This window comes from Paenibacillus agricola (genome assembly GCF_011440305.1).
Classification (GTDB): domain Bacteria; phylum Bacillota; class Bacilli; order Paenibacillales; family NBRC-103111; genus Paenibacillus_S; species Paenibacillus_S agricola.
The window spans coordinates 578,467-594,762 of sequence record NZ_JAAOIW010000001.1; the positions used below are offsets into that span (position 1 = coordinate 578,467).

At 45.5% G+C, this 16,296-nt stretch carries 17 protein-coding genes and 1 riboswitch; all 17 genes read right to left on the reverse strand.

Translation table 11 applies throughout. The annotated features are described in order from the left end of the window. Positions 1-38: 38 nt before the first annotated feature. The 17 genes from resB to lysA all read right to left on the reverse strand — a co-directional run bounded on the left by resB (position 39) and on the right by lysA (position 16,266). Positions 39-1,733: a cytochrome c biogenesis protein ResB gene (resB, locus tag G9U52_RS02815; protein WP_166145804.1), complete on the reverse strand. Its 1,695-nt coding sequence runs from the start codon at positions 1,731-1,733 to the stop codon at positions 39-41. Positions 1,734-1,853: 120 nt separating this feature from the next. After that, entirely contained in the window at positions 1,854-2,387 is a 534-nt protein-coding gene (gene resA / locus G9U52_RS02820) for a thiol-disulfide oxidoreductase ResA (protein WP_166145807.1), read from the reverse strand. A 121-nt stretch (positions 2,388-2,508) separates the two neighbouring features. Continuing rightward, positions 2,509-3,255 carry a pseudouridine synthase gene (locus G9U52_RS02825; RefSeq protein WP_166145810.1) on the reverse strand — a complete coding sequence of 249 codons (747 nt, stop codon included), beginning with the start codon at positions 3,253-3,255 and terminating at the stop codon, positions 2,509-2,511. 150 nt (positions 3,256-3,405) lie between these two features. Then, entirely contained in the window at positions 3,406-3,939 is a 534-nt protein-coding gene (locus G9U52_RS02830; protein ID WP_166145812.1) for a spore maturation protein, read from the reverse strand. 6 nt (positions 3,940-3,945) lie between these two features. Then, positions 3,946-4,566, reverse strand: a complete 621-nt coding sequence (locus G9U52_RS02835; protein WP_166145815.1) for a nucleoside recognition domain-containing protein — start codon at positions 4,564-4,566, stop codon at positions 3,946-3,948. An 82-nt stretch (positions 4,567-4,648) separates the two neighbouring features. Then, positions 4,649-5,836: a D-alanyl-D-alanine carboxypeptidase family protein gene (locus G9U52_RS02840; RefSeq protein ID WP_166145818.1), complete on the reverse strand. Its 1,188-nt coding sequence runs from the start codon at positions 5,834-5,836 to the stop codon at positions 4,649-4,651. A gap of 176 nt (positions 5,837-6,012) precedes the next feature. Beyond that, positions 6,013-7,065, reverse strand: a complete 1,053-nt coding sequence (locus G9U52_RS02845; protein ID WP_243767089.1) for an HD-GYP domain-containing protein — start codon at positions 7,063-7,065, stop codon at positions 6,013-6,015. A 310-nt stretch (positions 7,066-7,375) separates the two neighbouring features. Beyond that, a complete protein-coding gene (ytfJ, locus tag G9U52_RS02850; protein WP_166145824.1) occupies positions 7,376-7,891 on the reverse strand; it encodes a GerW family sporulation protein in 516 nt (171 codons plus the stop codon). A 119-nt stretch (positions 7,892-8,010) separates the two neighbouring features. After that, positions 8,011-8,682: a DUF2953 domain-containing protein gene (locus tag G9U52_RS02855; RefSeq protein WP_166145827.1), complete on the reverse strand. Its 672-nt coding sequence runs from the start codon at positions 8,680-8,682 to the stop codon at positions 8,011-8,013. A 138-nt stretch (positions 8,683-8,820) separates the two neighbouring features. Further along, complete coding sequence (gene scpB / locus G9U52_RS02860; protein ID WP_166145830.1) at positions 8,821-9,438, reverse strand: SMC-Scp complex subunit ScpB; 618 nt, start codon at positions 9,436-9,438, stop codon at positions 8,821-8,823. Further along, entirely contained in the window at positions 9,407-10,195 is a 789-nt protein-coding gene (locus G9U52_RS02865; RefSeq protein WP_512699204.1) for a segregation and condensation protein A, read from the reverse strand. Before G9U52_RS02865 ends, scpB begins: the two co-directional genes overlap by 32 nt. 49 nt (positions 10,196-10,244) lie before the next feature. Then, positions 10,245-10,712: a 6,7-dimethyl-8-ribityllumazine synthase gene (ribH, locus tag G9U52_RS02870; protein WP_166145833.1), complete on the reverse strand. Its 468-nt coding sequence runs from the start codon at positions 10,710-10,712 to the stop codon at positions 10,245-10,247. Positions 10,713-10,755: 43 nt separating this feature from the next. Next, positions 10,756-11,970 (reverse strand): bifunctional 3,4-dihydroxy-2-butanone-4-phosphate synthase/GTP cyclohydrolase II, encoded by a 1,215-nt coding sequence (locus G9U52_RS02875; RefSeq protein WP_166145836.1) that lies wholly within the window; start codon positions 11,968-11,970, stop codon positions 10,756-10,758. 42 nt (positions 11,971-12,012) lie between these two features. Further along, a complete protein-coding gene (ribE, locus tag G9U52_RS02880) occupies positions 12,013-12,684 on the reverse strand; it encodes a riboflavin synthase (RefSeq protein WP_166145839.1) in 672 nt (223 codons plus the stop codon). Positions 12,685-12,691: 7 nt separating this feature from the next. After that, entirely contained in the window at positions 12,692-13,807 is a 1,116-nt protein-coding gene (ribD, locus tag G9U52_RS02885; RefSeq protein WP_207952799.1) for a bifunctional diaminohydroxyphosphoribosylaminopyrimidine deaminase/5-amino-6-(5-phosphoribosylamino)uracil reductase RibD, read from the reverse strand. Between the two features lie 235 nt (positions 13,808-14,042). Next, a riboswitch (FMN riboswitch) is annotated at positions 14,043-14,208 on the reverse strand. Between the two features lie 216 nt (positions 14,209-14,424). Beyond that, complete coding sequence (locus G9U52_RS02890; RefSeq protein ID WP_166145845.1) at positions 14,425-14,856, reverse strand: peptidylprolyl isomerase; 432 nt, start codon at positions 14,854-14,856, stop codon at positions 14,425-14,427. Between the two features lie 75 nt (positions 14,857-14,931). Further along, positions 14,932-16,266, reverse strand: a complete 1,335-nt coding sequence (lysA, locus tag G9U52_RS02895; protein ID WP_166146676.1) for a diaminopimelate decarboxylase — start codon at positions 16,264-16,266, stop codon at positions 14,932-14,934. Between the last annotated feature and the right edge of the window lie 30 nt (positions 16,267-16,296).

Below are 16,296 nucleotides of genomic sequence, written 5' to 3' on the forward strand. Positions count from 1 at the left end.
ATAGACGATAAAGCCTATTAGTAAAAACGAACTGCTGTTCACGACGTCACCCCTCCAGCTTCCAACGATTTGGGATCCACTTCAATCCCCGACTTATGCAACAATTGGGCGACCTCTTTACGAACACCGAACCAGTTTTTGTTCGTGTGGGCACCTAACGACAAACGGCCATTATCAATACGCAGCCAAATTCGGCGGTGATGCCAATAAAAGCCCATAATGAGTCCAAGCATGGAAATCCCTGCACCTATCCAAATGTAGGGCATGGCCAAGTCTACACGAATATTCAGATAGCTGATATAATTGGTGAACTGAACATCAGCCATAGAATTGACGGATAGCTCGAATTTCTTGCCAATCTCACCATTAATATCATCCTGGCGGAAGGACAGCTTATCCACCTGCCTCGGGAAATAGAGGTAAGGCTCGCCTTGTACAGATAAACCAGGACCTGTTATTGAGAATATAAAAGCAGGCATCTTAGGTTCATTCGATTTGGTCGTTGGAACCCCTTTATCATCAAGCATAAACTCAGGAAAATAACCTTTTAGCTTTAAAGTATAGCTTCCTACCTGGTAGCTTTCCTCCGGCCGAGCCATGGATAGATCAAAGCTTCCATAAGATTCGCCTGTCCTCAGATCCTTCAGTGATGGCTTTACAGAAACTAACATTGGTGCTTCCTTATAGTCAAACTGATAAGCCATAAACCCTTTATACTCAAGCGGTTCATTTACGATGATATCCTGCCGGTGCACTTCTGTAAGCTGTGGCTGCTTCGAAGGGTTCTCACAATCGGCAACACATCGGTATAAAACCGCCTTGGTTTCATAGATTTTGGGAACTGCCTGCTCCTTGGCCCGAAAGCCTTCAGACATTTCTGTCTCATCATAATACTCAAGTGTAAACTTCTCATTTTTCAAGTAATAAGAGGTTTCCGGTATTTGTACAGCCACCCCTTCAGGAAAGGCGATATGTTGATCCATATGCCAGCCGGGGATACTTCGCATGAGGATGGCCAACAAGAAAATAATAAGCCCGATATGGTTAATATAGGGACCCCAACGGCTGAAACGATTTTTCTCCGCCAGTAGCGCGGATCCATCTGCATACACTCGATAATGCTGCTTTTTTAGCTGAACGGCCGCACGCTTCACCCATTCTTCCTCTTCGGCTTGTGCATCCTTCTTAGACGCAGACACCGTATCGATGGCAAGGTCACCACTGAAGGAAACCTTTTGCCTTAATATAAAATTTAAATGCTTACGAATTTGTTGCTTGGACAATGCCCTGTACAGAGGTAATACGCGGTCAAGGCTACATACCACAAGTGAGGTTCCGATCATAAACAGCAACCCGATAAACCACCACGATTCGAACGTATGGGACAGCCCCAGCAAATAATAAATGTGTCCAATTGTACCGTAGTTTTCTTGGTAATAAAGGGAGGGATCAAAGTTCAAAAACGTATTCTCTTGCGGAAAAATGGTGCCAACCGCTGATGCGGCTAACGTAATGAGAATCATATAGATCGCAATCTTGACGGAGGAGAAAAAATTCCAGACCTTGTCCACCCAATCTGGATTCGATTTTTGCGAACGTCTGGCTATTCCATCATAGCGCATTTCTAATGGTTCTTTGCCATCTTCCTCATACAAGGGCTTGCCACAGGCTTCGCAAAGTACGGTACCAACATGATTCAGATGGCCGCATTCACATTTTGTGTTGTGAATCATTGGGTTACCCTCCTGAGAGTTTTCGGAGAAAACTAGCTCCTTAAGCTTGGGCTTGCGTTTCAAGCCCTATGCGAAGTAATAGCCACCTCTAATATAAAAAACGGAAGCAAGCTTCGGTCGCTATTTATTAGAAGTGGCAGGAATGGAAGCTATCGCTTTTTCGATAACAGCCTCGGTCATTTCACCGATCATGATTTTGGAAATTTTGCCATCAGGGGTAATAAAGAACGTTGTGGGATACTGGCTGACGCCATATCGTTTACGTGTGGCTTCATTGTCGTCCAACAATATTGGGAAGGTTATCTTATACTGCTCCACAAAGCTTTGTACGGTAATTTTACTCTCGCCCAAATTTAAAGCAAGGAATTCCACCTTTTGCTTGTCCATCTTGTCGAATTGGTGCTGAATGGCCGGCATTTCATCTTTGCAGGGTGGGCACCAGGTTCCCCAGAAGTTCACCATCACCGTTTTCCCTTTATAATCAGATAACTTATGCTGCTTGCCATCAAGGCTTATTAAGTTGAAATCAGGAGCGACGGAGCCTTCCAAAGGTTTTTTTTCCGTTGCATACAAATTGTTTATCAGCGTCAAAGCACCAATCACGATCACAATAGCAAATATACAAAGCTGTATCCATCTTTTATTTTTCCCCATTGATGCTCACTCCAAACGGAAGCTTGGTACATCCGAATAACGGCTTACTATAGGTTATTATCCGGCTGCTCTTTAGGCGTTTTCACCTATTCTTTATTATAGCTAACTTTCATGGCGGCGTTTATTTGTCTTTTTGAATATTATGTGTCTTGAGTGCTTCATCTGTAAGCTCTTTAACTTCCTTAGGCTCCAGATGTCGAAATTTACCCCGCGGTACCCCTGTCAAAGCTATCGGTCCGAATTGGACGCGTTTAAGCTTAATTAAGGGGAATTCGATAGCATCAAACATACGCCTAACCTGGCGGTTACGCCCTTCGTAGATCGTAATAGAAACAATCGTTTCTTTTTTAGCGAGATCGATATCGTAATAATCCACCTCAGCATGCGAAGTCATCCCATCCTCAAGCTCGATTCCATCTCGAAGCTTGTCCAGCAAGGAGCCGTGCGGTACACCTTTAACCGTAGCATGATATGTACGCGGGACATGATGTCTGGGATGTGTCAATAAATTAGCAAACTCCCCATCATTGGTCAGCAGCAGCAGACCCTCCGTATCGTAGTCAAGCCGACCTACCGGATAAATCCGCTCTTGGATATCCTCTAGAAAATCGGTAACAATCTTACGACCACCAGGATCTGAAGCGCTGGTAATCACCCCTTTGGGCTTATTAAATAAGATATACACCTTTTTCTGCTGCCTGATCGTGCGACCATCTACTTTGATCACATCGGAGGTAGCTTCAACCTTGACGCCCAGCGTTGTAATAATTTCATCATTCACCATCACACGTCCAGCTGTTATTAACTCTTCACATTTACGACGGGAGGCCACTCCCGCTTCTGCCAATACTTTTTGTAATCGTTCCATAAGTCTCCATTCACCTCTAACCTAATGATACCCATCCTAAGGAGAAATCACAAGCAGGGAGCAATGAAAAAGGTATCAGAACGAGTGATCATGTGTAAAACCGATGAACAGACCAAAAAACCTGCAAAAAGGCAGGATGGAAGTATTTCATTAAGCAAACACCAAATAACAAATCACAATAGAAGCAACAAACCCGACGGCATCAGAAATCAAGCCAACCTTTAAAGCATAGCTTGCTTTGCGAATCCCGATGGCCCCAAAGTAGACGGTAATTACATACATCGTCGTATCGGTGCTGCCCTGAATCGTTGAGGCGATCCTCCCTATCATGGAATCCGGTCCAAACTGCTCTAGTAAGTCTGTGGTAAACGCTAACGATCCCGCTCCGGTAATGGGGCGCAATATCGCTAAAGGAAGGATTTCGCTCGGAATCCCGATCCATTCGCAAAATGGCCTCACCCAGCCAATCATCAGCTCCATCGCCCCCGAAGCGCGAAATATGCTGATCGCCACCATCATTCCAACCAGATGGGGAATAATCCGAATCGCCGTATCAAAGCCATCCTTCGCCCCATCCACGAACGATTCATATACCGGCACCTTCCGATAAGCGGCAAATAACGGAATAAATACAATGATTACGGGGATGGCCCAGGCGGAAATTAAATTTACAAATGCATACATCCTGCCTCATCCTTTCCCTTTCGGGTTGTTAATAAGCGCGGGCGGCTTGTGGGAATGGCGATAGCGATACCACTTATCCACAAATACAGCGGCTAAGGTCGATACGATTGTTGCCATCAAGGTTGTGCCCACAATTTCAGCGGGGCTGATGGAATTGTAGTTCATGCGGATCGCAATTAATGTTGTCGGGATCAGGGTAATGCTCGCTGTATTAAGCGCTAGCAGCGTACACATCGCAGGACTGGCCAGTTCTTTGTCCGCGTTTAATAGCTGAAGTTCCTGCATCGCTTTAATTCCCATTGGAGTAGCAGCATTCCCCAGCCCAAGGATGTTAGCACCCATATTGGACATGATGTAACCCAAAGCCGGATGGTCGCGCGGCACACTGGGGAATAAAAACCGTACGATCGGGCGAAGCAGCGAAGCTAATACTTTCAACAAGCCGGCATCCTCCGCGATCCGCATAATACCCAGCCAAAATACCATAATGCTGACTAAACCAAAGCAGACCGTTACGCCACTTTTTGCCCCATCAAAGGTGGCTTGCGTGACTAACTCAATCTTTCCAGTAAAGGCTGCCACCACAAAACCCGAAACCAAAAAAAACAACCAGATCATATTGACCATTATTTTGCTCGACCTCTCTTTCATTCAAATGCTGAGGACACCGAATTATGGATTGTTGGTAACAGCTGCTTCACGGTTGTTCCTAGTGGACAGCGTGGCCGGTAAATACCATTCGGACGAGAAATTGGACAATAAAGAGCCATTTCTCCACATGAGTTGCGTTCGCACTTAAAGTACCTTGAAAAATACCTTGAGATGAAAAGACGTTTCGCTCGTTCAGCTTAAGCCGTGGGCTATCCTTTGCCAATAAAGGTACTTGCCCTATCGACTTGCCCTCCAGCATATAAGCTAAACGCCCAACTTCACCCAGTCGAAAGCTGGTAGATTGGTTATCATTGACTTCAACTTTGAACGTATATTGACCCTTTTCTGCTTCTTGTGTGGGGTAGCTGAAGTCTGCACCCGCGACCCACTCCGTCCCTTCCACCGCATCCCATTTATGGATTAAAGGCGTCAAGGGGTAGTTATTGAAGCCATAATCAAGCAGCTTGGCATGATCCGCCCAATCATTGGCATCATTTAAGGTGACTACGGCCAATTGCTGGCCGCCGCGGGTAGCCGAGGATACCAAGCAGCGTTTAGATAGCTTGGTATAGCCTGTTTTTACACCATCCGCACCCTCATAAAGGTTTAGCATTTTATTTTTATTCAGCCAAGTGTAATCCCACGGATCGTTGGGATTAGGAGCTTTTTTTAGCTTAGTTTTTACAATTTCTTGAAATTGCGGATGATGCAACGCATAGGCTGCCAGCTTGGCCATGTCATTGGCTGTTGAAAGATGCCCTTCCTCATCCAGCCCTGACGGATTTTTAAACAACGAATGGTCCATGCCGATCATCCGTGCCTTTTCATTCATTAAGTAAGCGAAGCCTTCCACAGTCCCCCCCACATGCTCAGCAATCGCAGTTGCCGCATCATTACCGGAGCGAAGCATCATCCCATATAACAGATGGTGTAGGCTCATCTCTTCGTCTAGCTTCAAATAAATGGAAGAGCCTTCTTTGGCAAATGCATTTTTGCTGACCTTGGCTGAATCTGACAACCTGCCATGTTCAATGGCGACTATCGCCGTCATGATCTTCGTCAAGCTAGCAATTCTAAGCGGCTTGTCTCCTTGCTTGCTGTACAAAATCCGTCCTGAGCGCACATCAATTAAGGCAACTGCTTCTGCACTTGTCGATAAAGCGGGAGCTGCATGTAGGGGTACCAATGGTGTCCATATTATCGACAGCAGCGCCAAAATTAACAAGAAGTTTACTTTTCTATTCATCGGGAGCCTCCTGCACACATAGGTTAAATAAGTGTTCTGCCAACATCTTGTACATATATATGCCTAACCTGTCCCCTTTTATGTATGCTTCGTTATCGGATATCGCTGTTTTTGCACGCAAAAAAACCCAAAGAACTTTTATGTTCTTTAGGGCAGGTTCAAATCTATAAGGGCGGCTAGCCTGTATGGACCTCACTAATGAAAACAGTCAGCTTTTTTGACAAATCCATTTCATAGGGCTGCGTTACTTTACTACCATCAGAGCCTATAAAAATCCGGATAGTCGGGCGCTGGGGAATGATGGGATTTATAAGCACTACAACCCCTTTTTCCCCTGAGCTTAGCGTTACCCCTAAGCCAATTGGATAAATCGCAACATTATCACGAAATAAAGCTACTTTATTACAATCGTATTTGGTTTCAACGCCACTAAATAAAACTTCCATCGCCTGGTGGGGTAACATCGCCAACCGATAAGGACGGTGGGTGGTCATCGCATCATAGCTATCTATAATAGAAATAAGTTTGGCAAAATTATGAATTTCCTTGCCTTTGATTCCTCGCGGGTACCCGCTTCCATCCTCACGTTCGTGATGCTGGAAAGCACAGTGGGCTGCAAGTAACGGCATATTAGGCTCGTCCTTAAGAATCTTGTATCCAAACTCAGCATGCTTTTGAACCTCGGCATATTCCACATTGGATAATGGACCTGGTTTCTTCAATATATCCTGGTTGATTTTCGTTTTGCCGATATCGTGCAGCAACGCTCCCATACTGAGTACGGCGATTTCTTCACGGCTATAGCCGCTGACCATGCCTAGCATCGTTGCATAAATACAGACGTTAAGTGAATGATTAAATACATAATTATTCAATACATTCATATTCAACAACATAATATGGGCGCCTTCTTTGGAATCCAAATCCTCCATGATCATTTTGATCAAATTGGTAAAGGCTCGTCCCATAAAATGATTTTTAGAAAATTTGCTTTTGCTGGTTTCTTCCATAATTTTTTTATATTGCGTTTTAATTTCACTTAGTGCTCTTACTCTAGTTTCCTGGCTGATCGGATCTTCAACTACCAAGTCCGCGGTTTCCTTGTCCTGTATATAGACAAAGTCAACGCCCAACCGCTCCAATCGGATGATCAGCGCCTGGGTCAACTCGACATTTTCATGAAGGAGTGCAATGCCATCCTCATTATAAATACATTTTGCAAGCTTCATTCCCGGAGAACAGGAGCGTGTCGGCATAAATCGCACAAGAAAACCTCTTTCATCCATTTCATATAATATCAGCTAAAACCAATATAAAAGAAACGTGCGAAAAGAGCAATCTATTTTCCCAATTCTTCCTAATCTTTTACTCACAAAAATATGTAAAGCTGCCCATGGATATGAGCAGCTGCAAGCTAACCTTTTTCTCTATATAAGTCATTTAGTTCACCTTCGTATTATGAAGCAAACTTAACGTGGTGCCCACTATTTGTTTCTGGTAGAACGTATACATTTATCCATTTGTGCCAATTCAACCAAATTACACAATGAAATTCTGGTTTTCGATATTGGTTGTTCCATTCGTATCGCCATTTAGTGATTGCCCAGACAAGTTGCCTGACGAATTGCCCTTCATCATGCTTTGAATGCGGTCAACTACACTTGGTGCCGCATCAATAAGCCTTTCCAATAAATGCGTTTGATTGTCCAAAGGCACAATTTTGACGCCTTGCTTTCCTACTACCAGAAAGGCAATCGGTGTAATCGACACGCCTCCTCCACTACCACCGCCAAAAGGAAGCGAAACCTGGGCATTGGCTCCCTCATGCTTTTGAATGCTTGGGGAATGGGAGGAGGAACCGGAAGTGGAAGTGGAATCATCGGCTCCAAATTCGCTTCCTCCCGCGGCAAATCCAAAGCCCACTTTAGAAATGGGCATAATTACGGTGCCGTCCGGCGTCTCAACAGGATCGCCCACAATCGTATTCACATCAACCATCTCTTTAATATTTTCCATTGCCGTTTTCATAAGACCTTGTATGGGATGCTCTGACATTCGTATTATCCTCCTTTGTTTATACCTAAATTTTGAATCATAAGGAATTACAACACATGGTTAGTTTATCCGAAAGAACGGAATCGTATGTACAAGGTAAGAAATCTGTATATGAAAGCTTAGGATTTAAATAGTACACGCCTCCAGGTCCTTAAGCCTCCCTTGACTTTCACGATCCGATAGAGCAACTGGCAGCCAGCAATCGCTATATGAACCATACGGATCTGCAATACGACCAACACATCAGTTGAAAACTTGCTTTCATTATAACGCGGCAGGACCTGGATCTCTGGTCGAACATCCAACTTGATGAAGCGCGTAAGAAAACCAAGCATGGTGGATTTAAGCCCCCAAATCATGCCAGTAGCCAATGCGGTTTCGGGTGCATCTCCTATACCGACCTGCGTCCTCCAACGAAATTGTGTACACCTTACATGGCTTATCGTATCAACCAGCCATTCATGTAAACGAAAGCAGCCTTTAAATAAAGATAATGCGTTATCAAAGCTTTCTTTGATCGTCTTCGTTGTAATCTGCTCTTCTTTGGCGCTTATTAATTGCTTTTCATTGGCATCGATATATTCAGACTCTAGTTTTACACCATCTATCAAATTGTTGAATTGAATACTTGGAATCGCAATTCGCTTACGCAGCAATCCGAATAAGAACCTGGCATCGAAGCTAATCTCGTCATCCTTGTCTTCCCTTATGAGCGTAAGCCTGATTTTGATAGAGCTAGAGAGAACAATCACTATTATGACCACAACAGTTCCCGTTATCCAAATCCACATCGTCGCTGTCTACTCCTTCCCCAGAAACAACAAATAACCCCTCATCCAAGAAGCAATGCTTCTTATCATTCAGGAGTTAGTATGGCCCTATGTTGGTAAAATATGCACAGTGAGGATAAACCGCCTTCTATGTCTCATTCATTCACTTTCTGTAACATCTTCAAAGGATACCTGCTCTTGGCTTTCACGGTCAAGCTTACTGAACAACATCCTTGTTTCCTCTTCTAAATTATCATCATTCTGGAACAAGGAGGATTCCGGAAGCTCTGCTATCGTGCCAAGGGCGAAGTAATCAAGAAAAGGCTTAGTCGTTCCATATAAAATGGGTCTTCCAGGTGCATCGGCACGATCTACTTCTTTTATTAAATCTTTGGCCACCAATGTATGTAAGGCACGCTCAGCTTTGACGCCGCGTATTTCCTCGATTTCCACCCGGGTTATGGGCTGCTTATAAGCAACAATGGCTAATGTTTCCAACGCCGCTTGTGATAAAGAGGAGCGTGATGGCGAGTAGGCAAGCCGCTCAAAATAAGGAGCATGCGCGGGGAGCGTAGTCAATTGGTAGGTTCCGGCAAGCTCGACGATTTGCAGACCCCGCTTACTTTTACGAAAGTCCACCTTCAGCTCCGTAACCAGATCCCGTATGAAATCATTCTCCTGTTCCATAACTTCAGCAAGCTGTTTGATATCCAAACCCTCATCGCCAGCTACAAACAGCAAGCCCTCAATAACTGATTTCATCTGTTGAGAATCCATATGCGTTTCCTTCCCCTCTTGCCTGGATCACAATATCTTCAAAAAAACGATGCTGGTAGCACACAACCACTTTCATTTTCATAAGCTCCAGCAGTGCCAAAAAGGTAGTAACGATACTTTCACGGGAAACATCACCGTCTGTTAATTTCGAAAAAAGCACCTCACCATCGGACTCTTCCAGCCAACGCACAACATCCTTCATCCGATCCTTCACCGAGATTTCATCCTTGCGGATTTTGGTTACCATATTCCTGCTGGACATCCGCTGCATCGCACGTTGAAATGCTTGTACGAGATCAACAACGGCTAGCCCTTTGACTGGATTGACCACGACTTGTTGGACGTAAGCCGATAGATCCTCAGGCTCTCGGGTATAAATGAGCTTCCGCTCATGTTCTTTATCACGTAAATGATCAGCGATTGCTTTATATTTACGGTATTCGACCAGCTTCTCGACCAATTCAGCGCGAGGGTCATAGTCCTCATCCATCCTATAATCGTCGTCATAATAATCGATAATGGGAGCTTTGGGCAGCAGCATTTTGCTTTTGATAGCCAGCAGTGTAGCAGCCATTAATAAAAACTCGCTGGTCAACTCCAGCTCCATTTCCTGCAACGCATCCAGATAGCTCATATATTGATCCGTAATTTCTTTAATCGGAATATTATAAATATCGACTTCCGATTTATCAATCAAATGCAGCAACAGATCAAGGGGGCCCTCAAACATGTCGAGCTTATAGGTAACCTTCTCCAACAGTTGTTCCCCCTAAATCGTTATGCAATAGCTTCCTATGAATTGTATATTAGGAGAACTGTTTGGTCAAATTGGCCATTTCAATTGCACTTACCGCAGCTTCCCAGCCTTTGTTGCCGGCCTTCGTGCCCGCACGTTCAATCGCCTGTTCAATGGAGTCTGTAGTCAGCACGCCAAAAATCGTCGGTACGCCTGTTTTCAGGTTGATCGCAGCCACACCTTTAGCAGCTTCGCTGCATACATAGTCAAAATGTGGCGTGGAGCCTCTAATAACAGCACCTAATGTTATAACCGCGTCATACTTGCCGCTTGCCGCCATTTTTTGGGCAATTAGGGCGATTTCGAAGGCGCCGGGTACCCACGCTACTTCAACCTCATCCTCAGTAGCTCCGTGGCGTTTAAAAGCGTCTAACGCGCCGCTAAGCAGCTTACTCGTAATAAACTCATTGAACCTCGCAACCACGATACCATATTTTAAGCCTTCAGAAATTAAATGTCCTTCGTATACTTTCGCCATGATTAGTTAACATCCTTCCAAGTGTAGGTTAAGTGGTAAATGATTAGATTTGAAAATCAAGCAAATGGCCCATCTTTTCATGCTTCGTGTGCAAATAGCTGGAATTGGACTCGTTCTCTTGCATTTGGATAGGCACACGTTCCGTGACTTCCAAACCGTAGCCTTCCAAGCCTTTGATCTTGCGTGGATTATTAGTCAGCAAACGAATTTGCTTAACACCCAGATCCTTTAAAATTTGTGCTCCAATACCATATTCACGAAGATCAGGGGCAAAGCCCAATTTAATATTCGCTTCCACGGTATCCAATCCCTCTTCTTGGAGAACATACGCTTTGAGTTTGTTGATTAATCCAATACCTCGGCCTTCTTGGCGCATGTATAACAACACACCTGAACCCGCTTCGTCAATTTGCTTTAAAGCCGCATTCAGTTGGGGTCCGCAATCGCAACGATGGGAATGAAAAACGTCTCCTGTCAAGCATTCTGAGTGCACGCGTACCAAAGTAGGTACAGAGCCGTCAATTTTGCCTTTGACAAGTGCAACATGCTCCTTCTGATCGACCACATTCGTGTAAGCAACAGCCTTGAAAACACCGTAGTCAGTTGGAAGCTTGACCTCCACCTCGCGCCTGATCAGGTTATCCTTCAGATTGCGATATTGGATCATATCCTTGATGGTTATGATTTTGATATCATGCTTTTGGCTAATTTCCATCAAATCGGGAACACGCGCCATCTCTCCATCTTCTTTAATGATTTCGCAAATAACCGCTGCCGGGTAAGAACCGCACATCTTGGCCAAGTCCACCGCTGCTTCCGTATGTCCAGTACGCTGCAACACACCTCCCGCTTTGGCAATTAGAGGGAAAATATGACCTGGCCTGCGGAAGCCATTTGCTTTGGTATTGGGATTGATAAGACCTTTAATCGTCATGGAGCGTTCGGATGCGGAGATGCCTGTTGTCGTGTCGGCATGGTCTACAGAAACCGTAAAAGCAGTTCCGTGGTAATCGGTGTTTTTCGATACCATCGGCGGCAGCTCCAGTTCCAGGGCCCGCTCTTCAGTGATTGGCACGCAGACCAGGCCGCGCCCTTCTTTGATCATGAAATTAATAATCTCCGGTGTAGCCTTATCCGCCAAAGCGATAAAGTCCCCTTCGTTCTCGCGGTCTTCATCATCCACTGCAATAATAACCTTACCAAGCATCAAATCATAAATTGCTTCTTCAATCGTATGGAATTTAATGGGTACAGTCATCACTCTCACCTACCTCTCTAGTTTACAAAAACCCAATCTCCATTATAAAAATCCGTTCTCAGCCAAAAATGCTTCAGTTAGTTTGCCTTGCTTGTGCCCGGATCCATGCCCATCATGACTAGTACGGTTGCTAAGCAGCTTTTCCATATACTTGCCTAACACATCGGCCTCTAAATTCACTTCATCACCCGGCTTTTTATTCTGAAGCACAGTTTGGGCAAGGGTATGTGGAATAATGGATACGGTGAAGCGCTGGTCTGTTACATGAACAAGTGTAAGGCTTATCCCATCAATGGTGATTGATCCATGAGGAATCATGTATCTGAGGATAGACGCCTCGACTGGCTCGACTACGTAAACTACGGCATTTTGCATGGTTGTCCTTGAGGTTATCGTGCCCACGGAATCCACATGCCCTTGTACAATATGTCCGCCAAAACGCCCGCCTGCTGCCATCGCCCGTTCCAGGTTCACCGGTTCGCCGGTATGCAGCTTGCGCAGCGTCGTTCTGCGAAACGTTTCTGGCATGACATCAACCGTGATCGAGGTGCCGTCAAATTTGACGACGGTCAGGCAGACCCCATTCACCGAAATGCTATCGCCCAGATGGACATCCTCCAGAATTCGTTTGACCGTTATGCTGAGGATCATTGCCTGTCCCTGCATGGTTATCGCCCGCATGCTGCCGATTTCTTCTATAATGCCTGTAAACATCGTTTAATCACCTCGCCTCGCTGCTATAACGTGGATACCCCGTAATGCAAATATCCTCGCCAAACTGTTCTACCGTTGTACGCTCCAGATGGATGGCATCCTTCATGTACGCGAATCCGTTAAACTGCATATTGTCAGGAGCAAGCTTGCCGCCACCAATAATCTTGGGTGCAAAAAACAATTGAGTTTTATGCACTAGCCGCTGCTCCAGCATGGCACCGTTCAAGGCTCCACCGCCCTCGAGTAAAATGGAGGCGATATCCCGTCCACCTAATAGCTCCATCGCCTTGAGCAAATCGACCCGCTCGTCTTCACCGCATACCAGAACAGTAACACCGGCAGCTTCAAGCTGTTGCTTTTTTAATTCAGGTGCATGGCTCGTTGTTAGCACGATGGTCTCCGCGGTACGATCCGACACCACCTTAGCTTCCAGCGGAAGCCGCAACCGGGAATCGACAATAATCCGAATCGGATGAAGCGCGGGTACATCCAGCCGTGTAGTCAGCTGCGGATCATCGGCAAGCACCGTGCCGATGCCAACCATAATCGCTTGATGGCGATGGCGCAGCGTATGGACATAGGCGCGGGATTCAGCGCCCGTAATCCATTTGCTATCGCCCGTCCTTGAAGCGATTTTACCATCCAGTGTGCTGGCTGTTTTCATCGTTACAAAAGGCAGCCTCGACATAATGAAGTGGTTAAACATCTCATTGAGTTGCAGGCACTCCTCTGCCAATACGCCTGTTTCGACCTCCACGCCATGCTGCTTTAGGCGTTCGACCCCTTGACCTGCGACCAGCGGGTTCGGATCTGTACTCCCTACAACTACCCGCTTTACCTTCTCATGGATAAGCCTATCCGAGCATGGCGGCGTGATTCCAAAGTGGCTGCAAGGCTCCAAGGTCACATAAGCCGTGCTTCCCTCGGCTTCGCTTCCCGCCATCTGCAAGGCGTGAATTTCGGCATGTGCCGTTCCACGCTTGAGGTGAGCACCCATGCCGATGATTCTGCCGTCCTTGACTAATACGCAGCCCACTACCGGATTGATCCCCGTTTGCCCCGAAGCACCAGCTGCAAGCTGAATAGCGAGACGCATATAATATTCGTCATTCAACAGCTCCATCATCCCTACATCCCACCCATGTGCAAGTTCAAACATCTAACGCTCAACAGAAAAAGCCCTTTCCTATTAAGAAAAGGGCTTGTGTGATAGAATTTCGAAAAAAACGCAGGGTTAAGCCAGCTTCGACAAAATCAGGAAGTTAGGGCAACACAAATTGAATAGGCCAAATGCCCATTTTTAATTAAACTGCTGCATGCCCATTGAAACCAATGATGTCGAATTAAAGCCGTCCACGTTTTCCCTTCTCCCATCCAGACTATACTGTCGGTCTCGGATTTTCACCAAGTCCACCGGTGGCTGCAATAGCGAATCTACAAGCCAACGGGTCACGGACTGAACAAAACACCTAAGCATTTTGTATCACCGCCGGTGGGGAATTCCACCCCGCCCCGAAGGAAAACATTTATACTTGGAAATCCCGATAAGATTAAAATGGATATTCCCCAATTGATAAAAAATATTACCATTGATAGACGCAAAAAGCAAGTGTTTCTTCTAACTTTTATTTAGTGGGTATATTTTAATAGCGCCTGTTCAAATAAAAAAAGGCCGAACTCCTCAGAAAAAAAGGAATTCGACGCCTTATAATAGCTTATAAAAGCATAAATTGCTTGAAATTAAGCTTCAACGATTGTAACAGTTTCCATTTGGTCTCTGCCTTTAAGCTCATCAATAAATTCCATACCTGAAATCACTTTGCCAAATACGGTATGTTGGCCGTCCAAATGAGGTTGTGGACCATAGCAAATATAAAATTGGCTGCCACCCGTATTACGTCCTGCATGCGCCATAGCAAGTGTACCACGAACATGCTTGTTCGGATTAATTTCGCAATTGATTTTATAACCTGGACCGCCTGTCCCTGTTCCCGTTGGACAACCGCCTTGAGCCATAAAGCCTGGAATCACTCTGTGGAAGACAAGTCCGTTATAAAAACCGGAATTTGCGAGCTTTTCGAAATTTGCTACTGTGTTAGGTGCATCATTTTCAAATAAATCGATAACAACTTCGCCACCATTGGCTAATTTAATTTGAGCTTGTTTAGACATGTAATCGTACACTCCCTTGTAATCTTAGTATTCAATGTGTTTTATTGTACTACATCCATGTCCACTGTACAAATGCTACGGCGAAACTTGCGTGGTCGGCTTCAATCTTACGGGAATGCGGTCATTGCCTGTAATGTCCTTGAAGGATTCGCGCTCGACTACAACATCGGCCTCGCCATCCTTAACGAATATAACAGCCGGGCGGCGTATCCTGTTGTAATTGCTAGCCATCGCGTAATTATATGCTCCTGTGCAGGATACCGCCAGCACATCACCTGTATGCACCTCTGGCAGCATCACATCCCAAATCAGCATATCCCCGCTTTCGCAGCATTTGCCGGCGATCGAGACCAGCTCTTCGTTTGTTTCGCTGCCACGGTTGGCGAGCATCGCTTCATAGCGCGATTGATAAAGGGCTGGACGTGGATTATCGGTCATCCCGCCGTCTACAGCTACGTACTTACGGACATTGGGAATATTTTTATAGGTGCCTACCGTATATAAAGTAGTTCCGGAATCACCGACAATGCTGCGTCCGGGCTCTATCCAGATTTCCGGTGTTGGGTAGTCGTATCTGCTGAAATTGGCAGTAATGGACTCAGCTATTGCTTTCACGTAATTCCCTACCGGAAGCGGTGTATCGCCTTCGATATAACGGATGCCGAAGCCGCCACCCAGGTTAATCACGGAGAACACAAAGTTCAACTCGTCACGGACCTTGGCTGCAAAGCCAATCACTTTATCCACAGCCATTTGAAAGCCTTCTACTTCAAATATTTGTGAGCCAATATGGGAATGGACGCCTAAAAGCTCGATAAAAGGAAGCTTTACTGCCGCTTGGATGGCCAGGTAAGCAGAGCCATTATCCAAATCCAAACCGAATTTCGAATCGGTTTGGCCGGTCGAAATATATTCATGTGTATGCGCCTCAACGCCAGGGGTGATGCGGAATAAAATCCTGACTTTTTGACGCTTCTCGCTGGCAATTGCACTTAGCATATGCAGCTCAACTAGATTGTCAACCACAAAGCAGCCAATCCCGGCATCAATCGCCATCCCTATTTCGTAAGGCGTTTTATTGTTACCATGGAAATGGATCCGACTCGGCGGAAATCCCGCTTGGAGTGCTGTGTATAGCTCGCCATCGGAGACAACATCAAGTGACATGCCTTCCTCCTCAACAATACGGCACATGGCCATCACACAAAATGCCTTACTGGCATAAGCCACCTGGAATTTCAAGCCGGATTCGCGGAAAGCCCCCACATACTCGCGGCATCTTTGGCGAATTAATTGTTCATCCATCACATATAAAGGCGTTCCATAACGCTGCACGAGCTCTGTTGTATCGCACCCGCCGATTTGCAAATGCCCTTGATCATTAATCATGCTTGTTCCATGCAAGTACATATTCAACTTTCCTCTCCCCCGTAGATATTA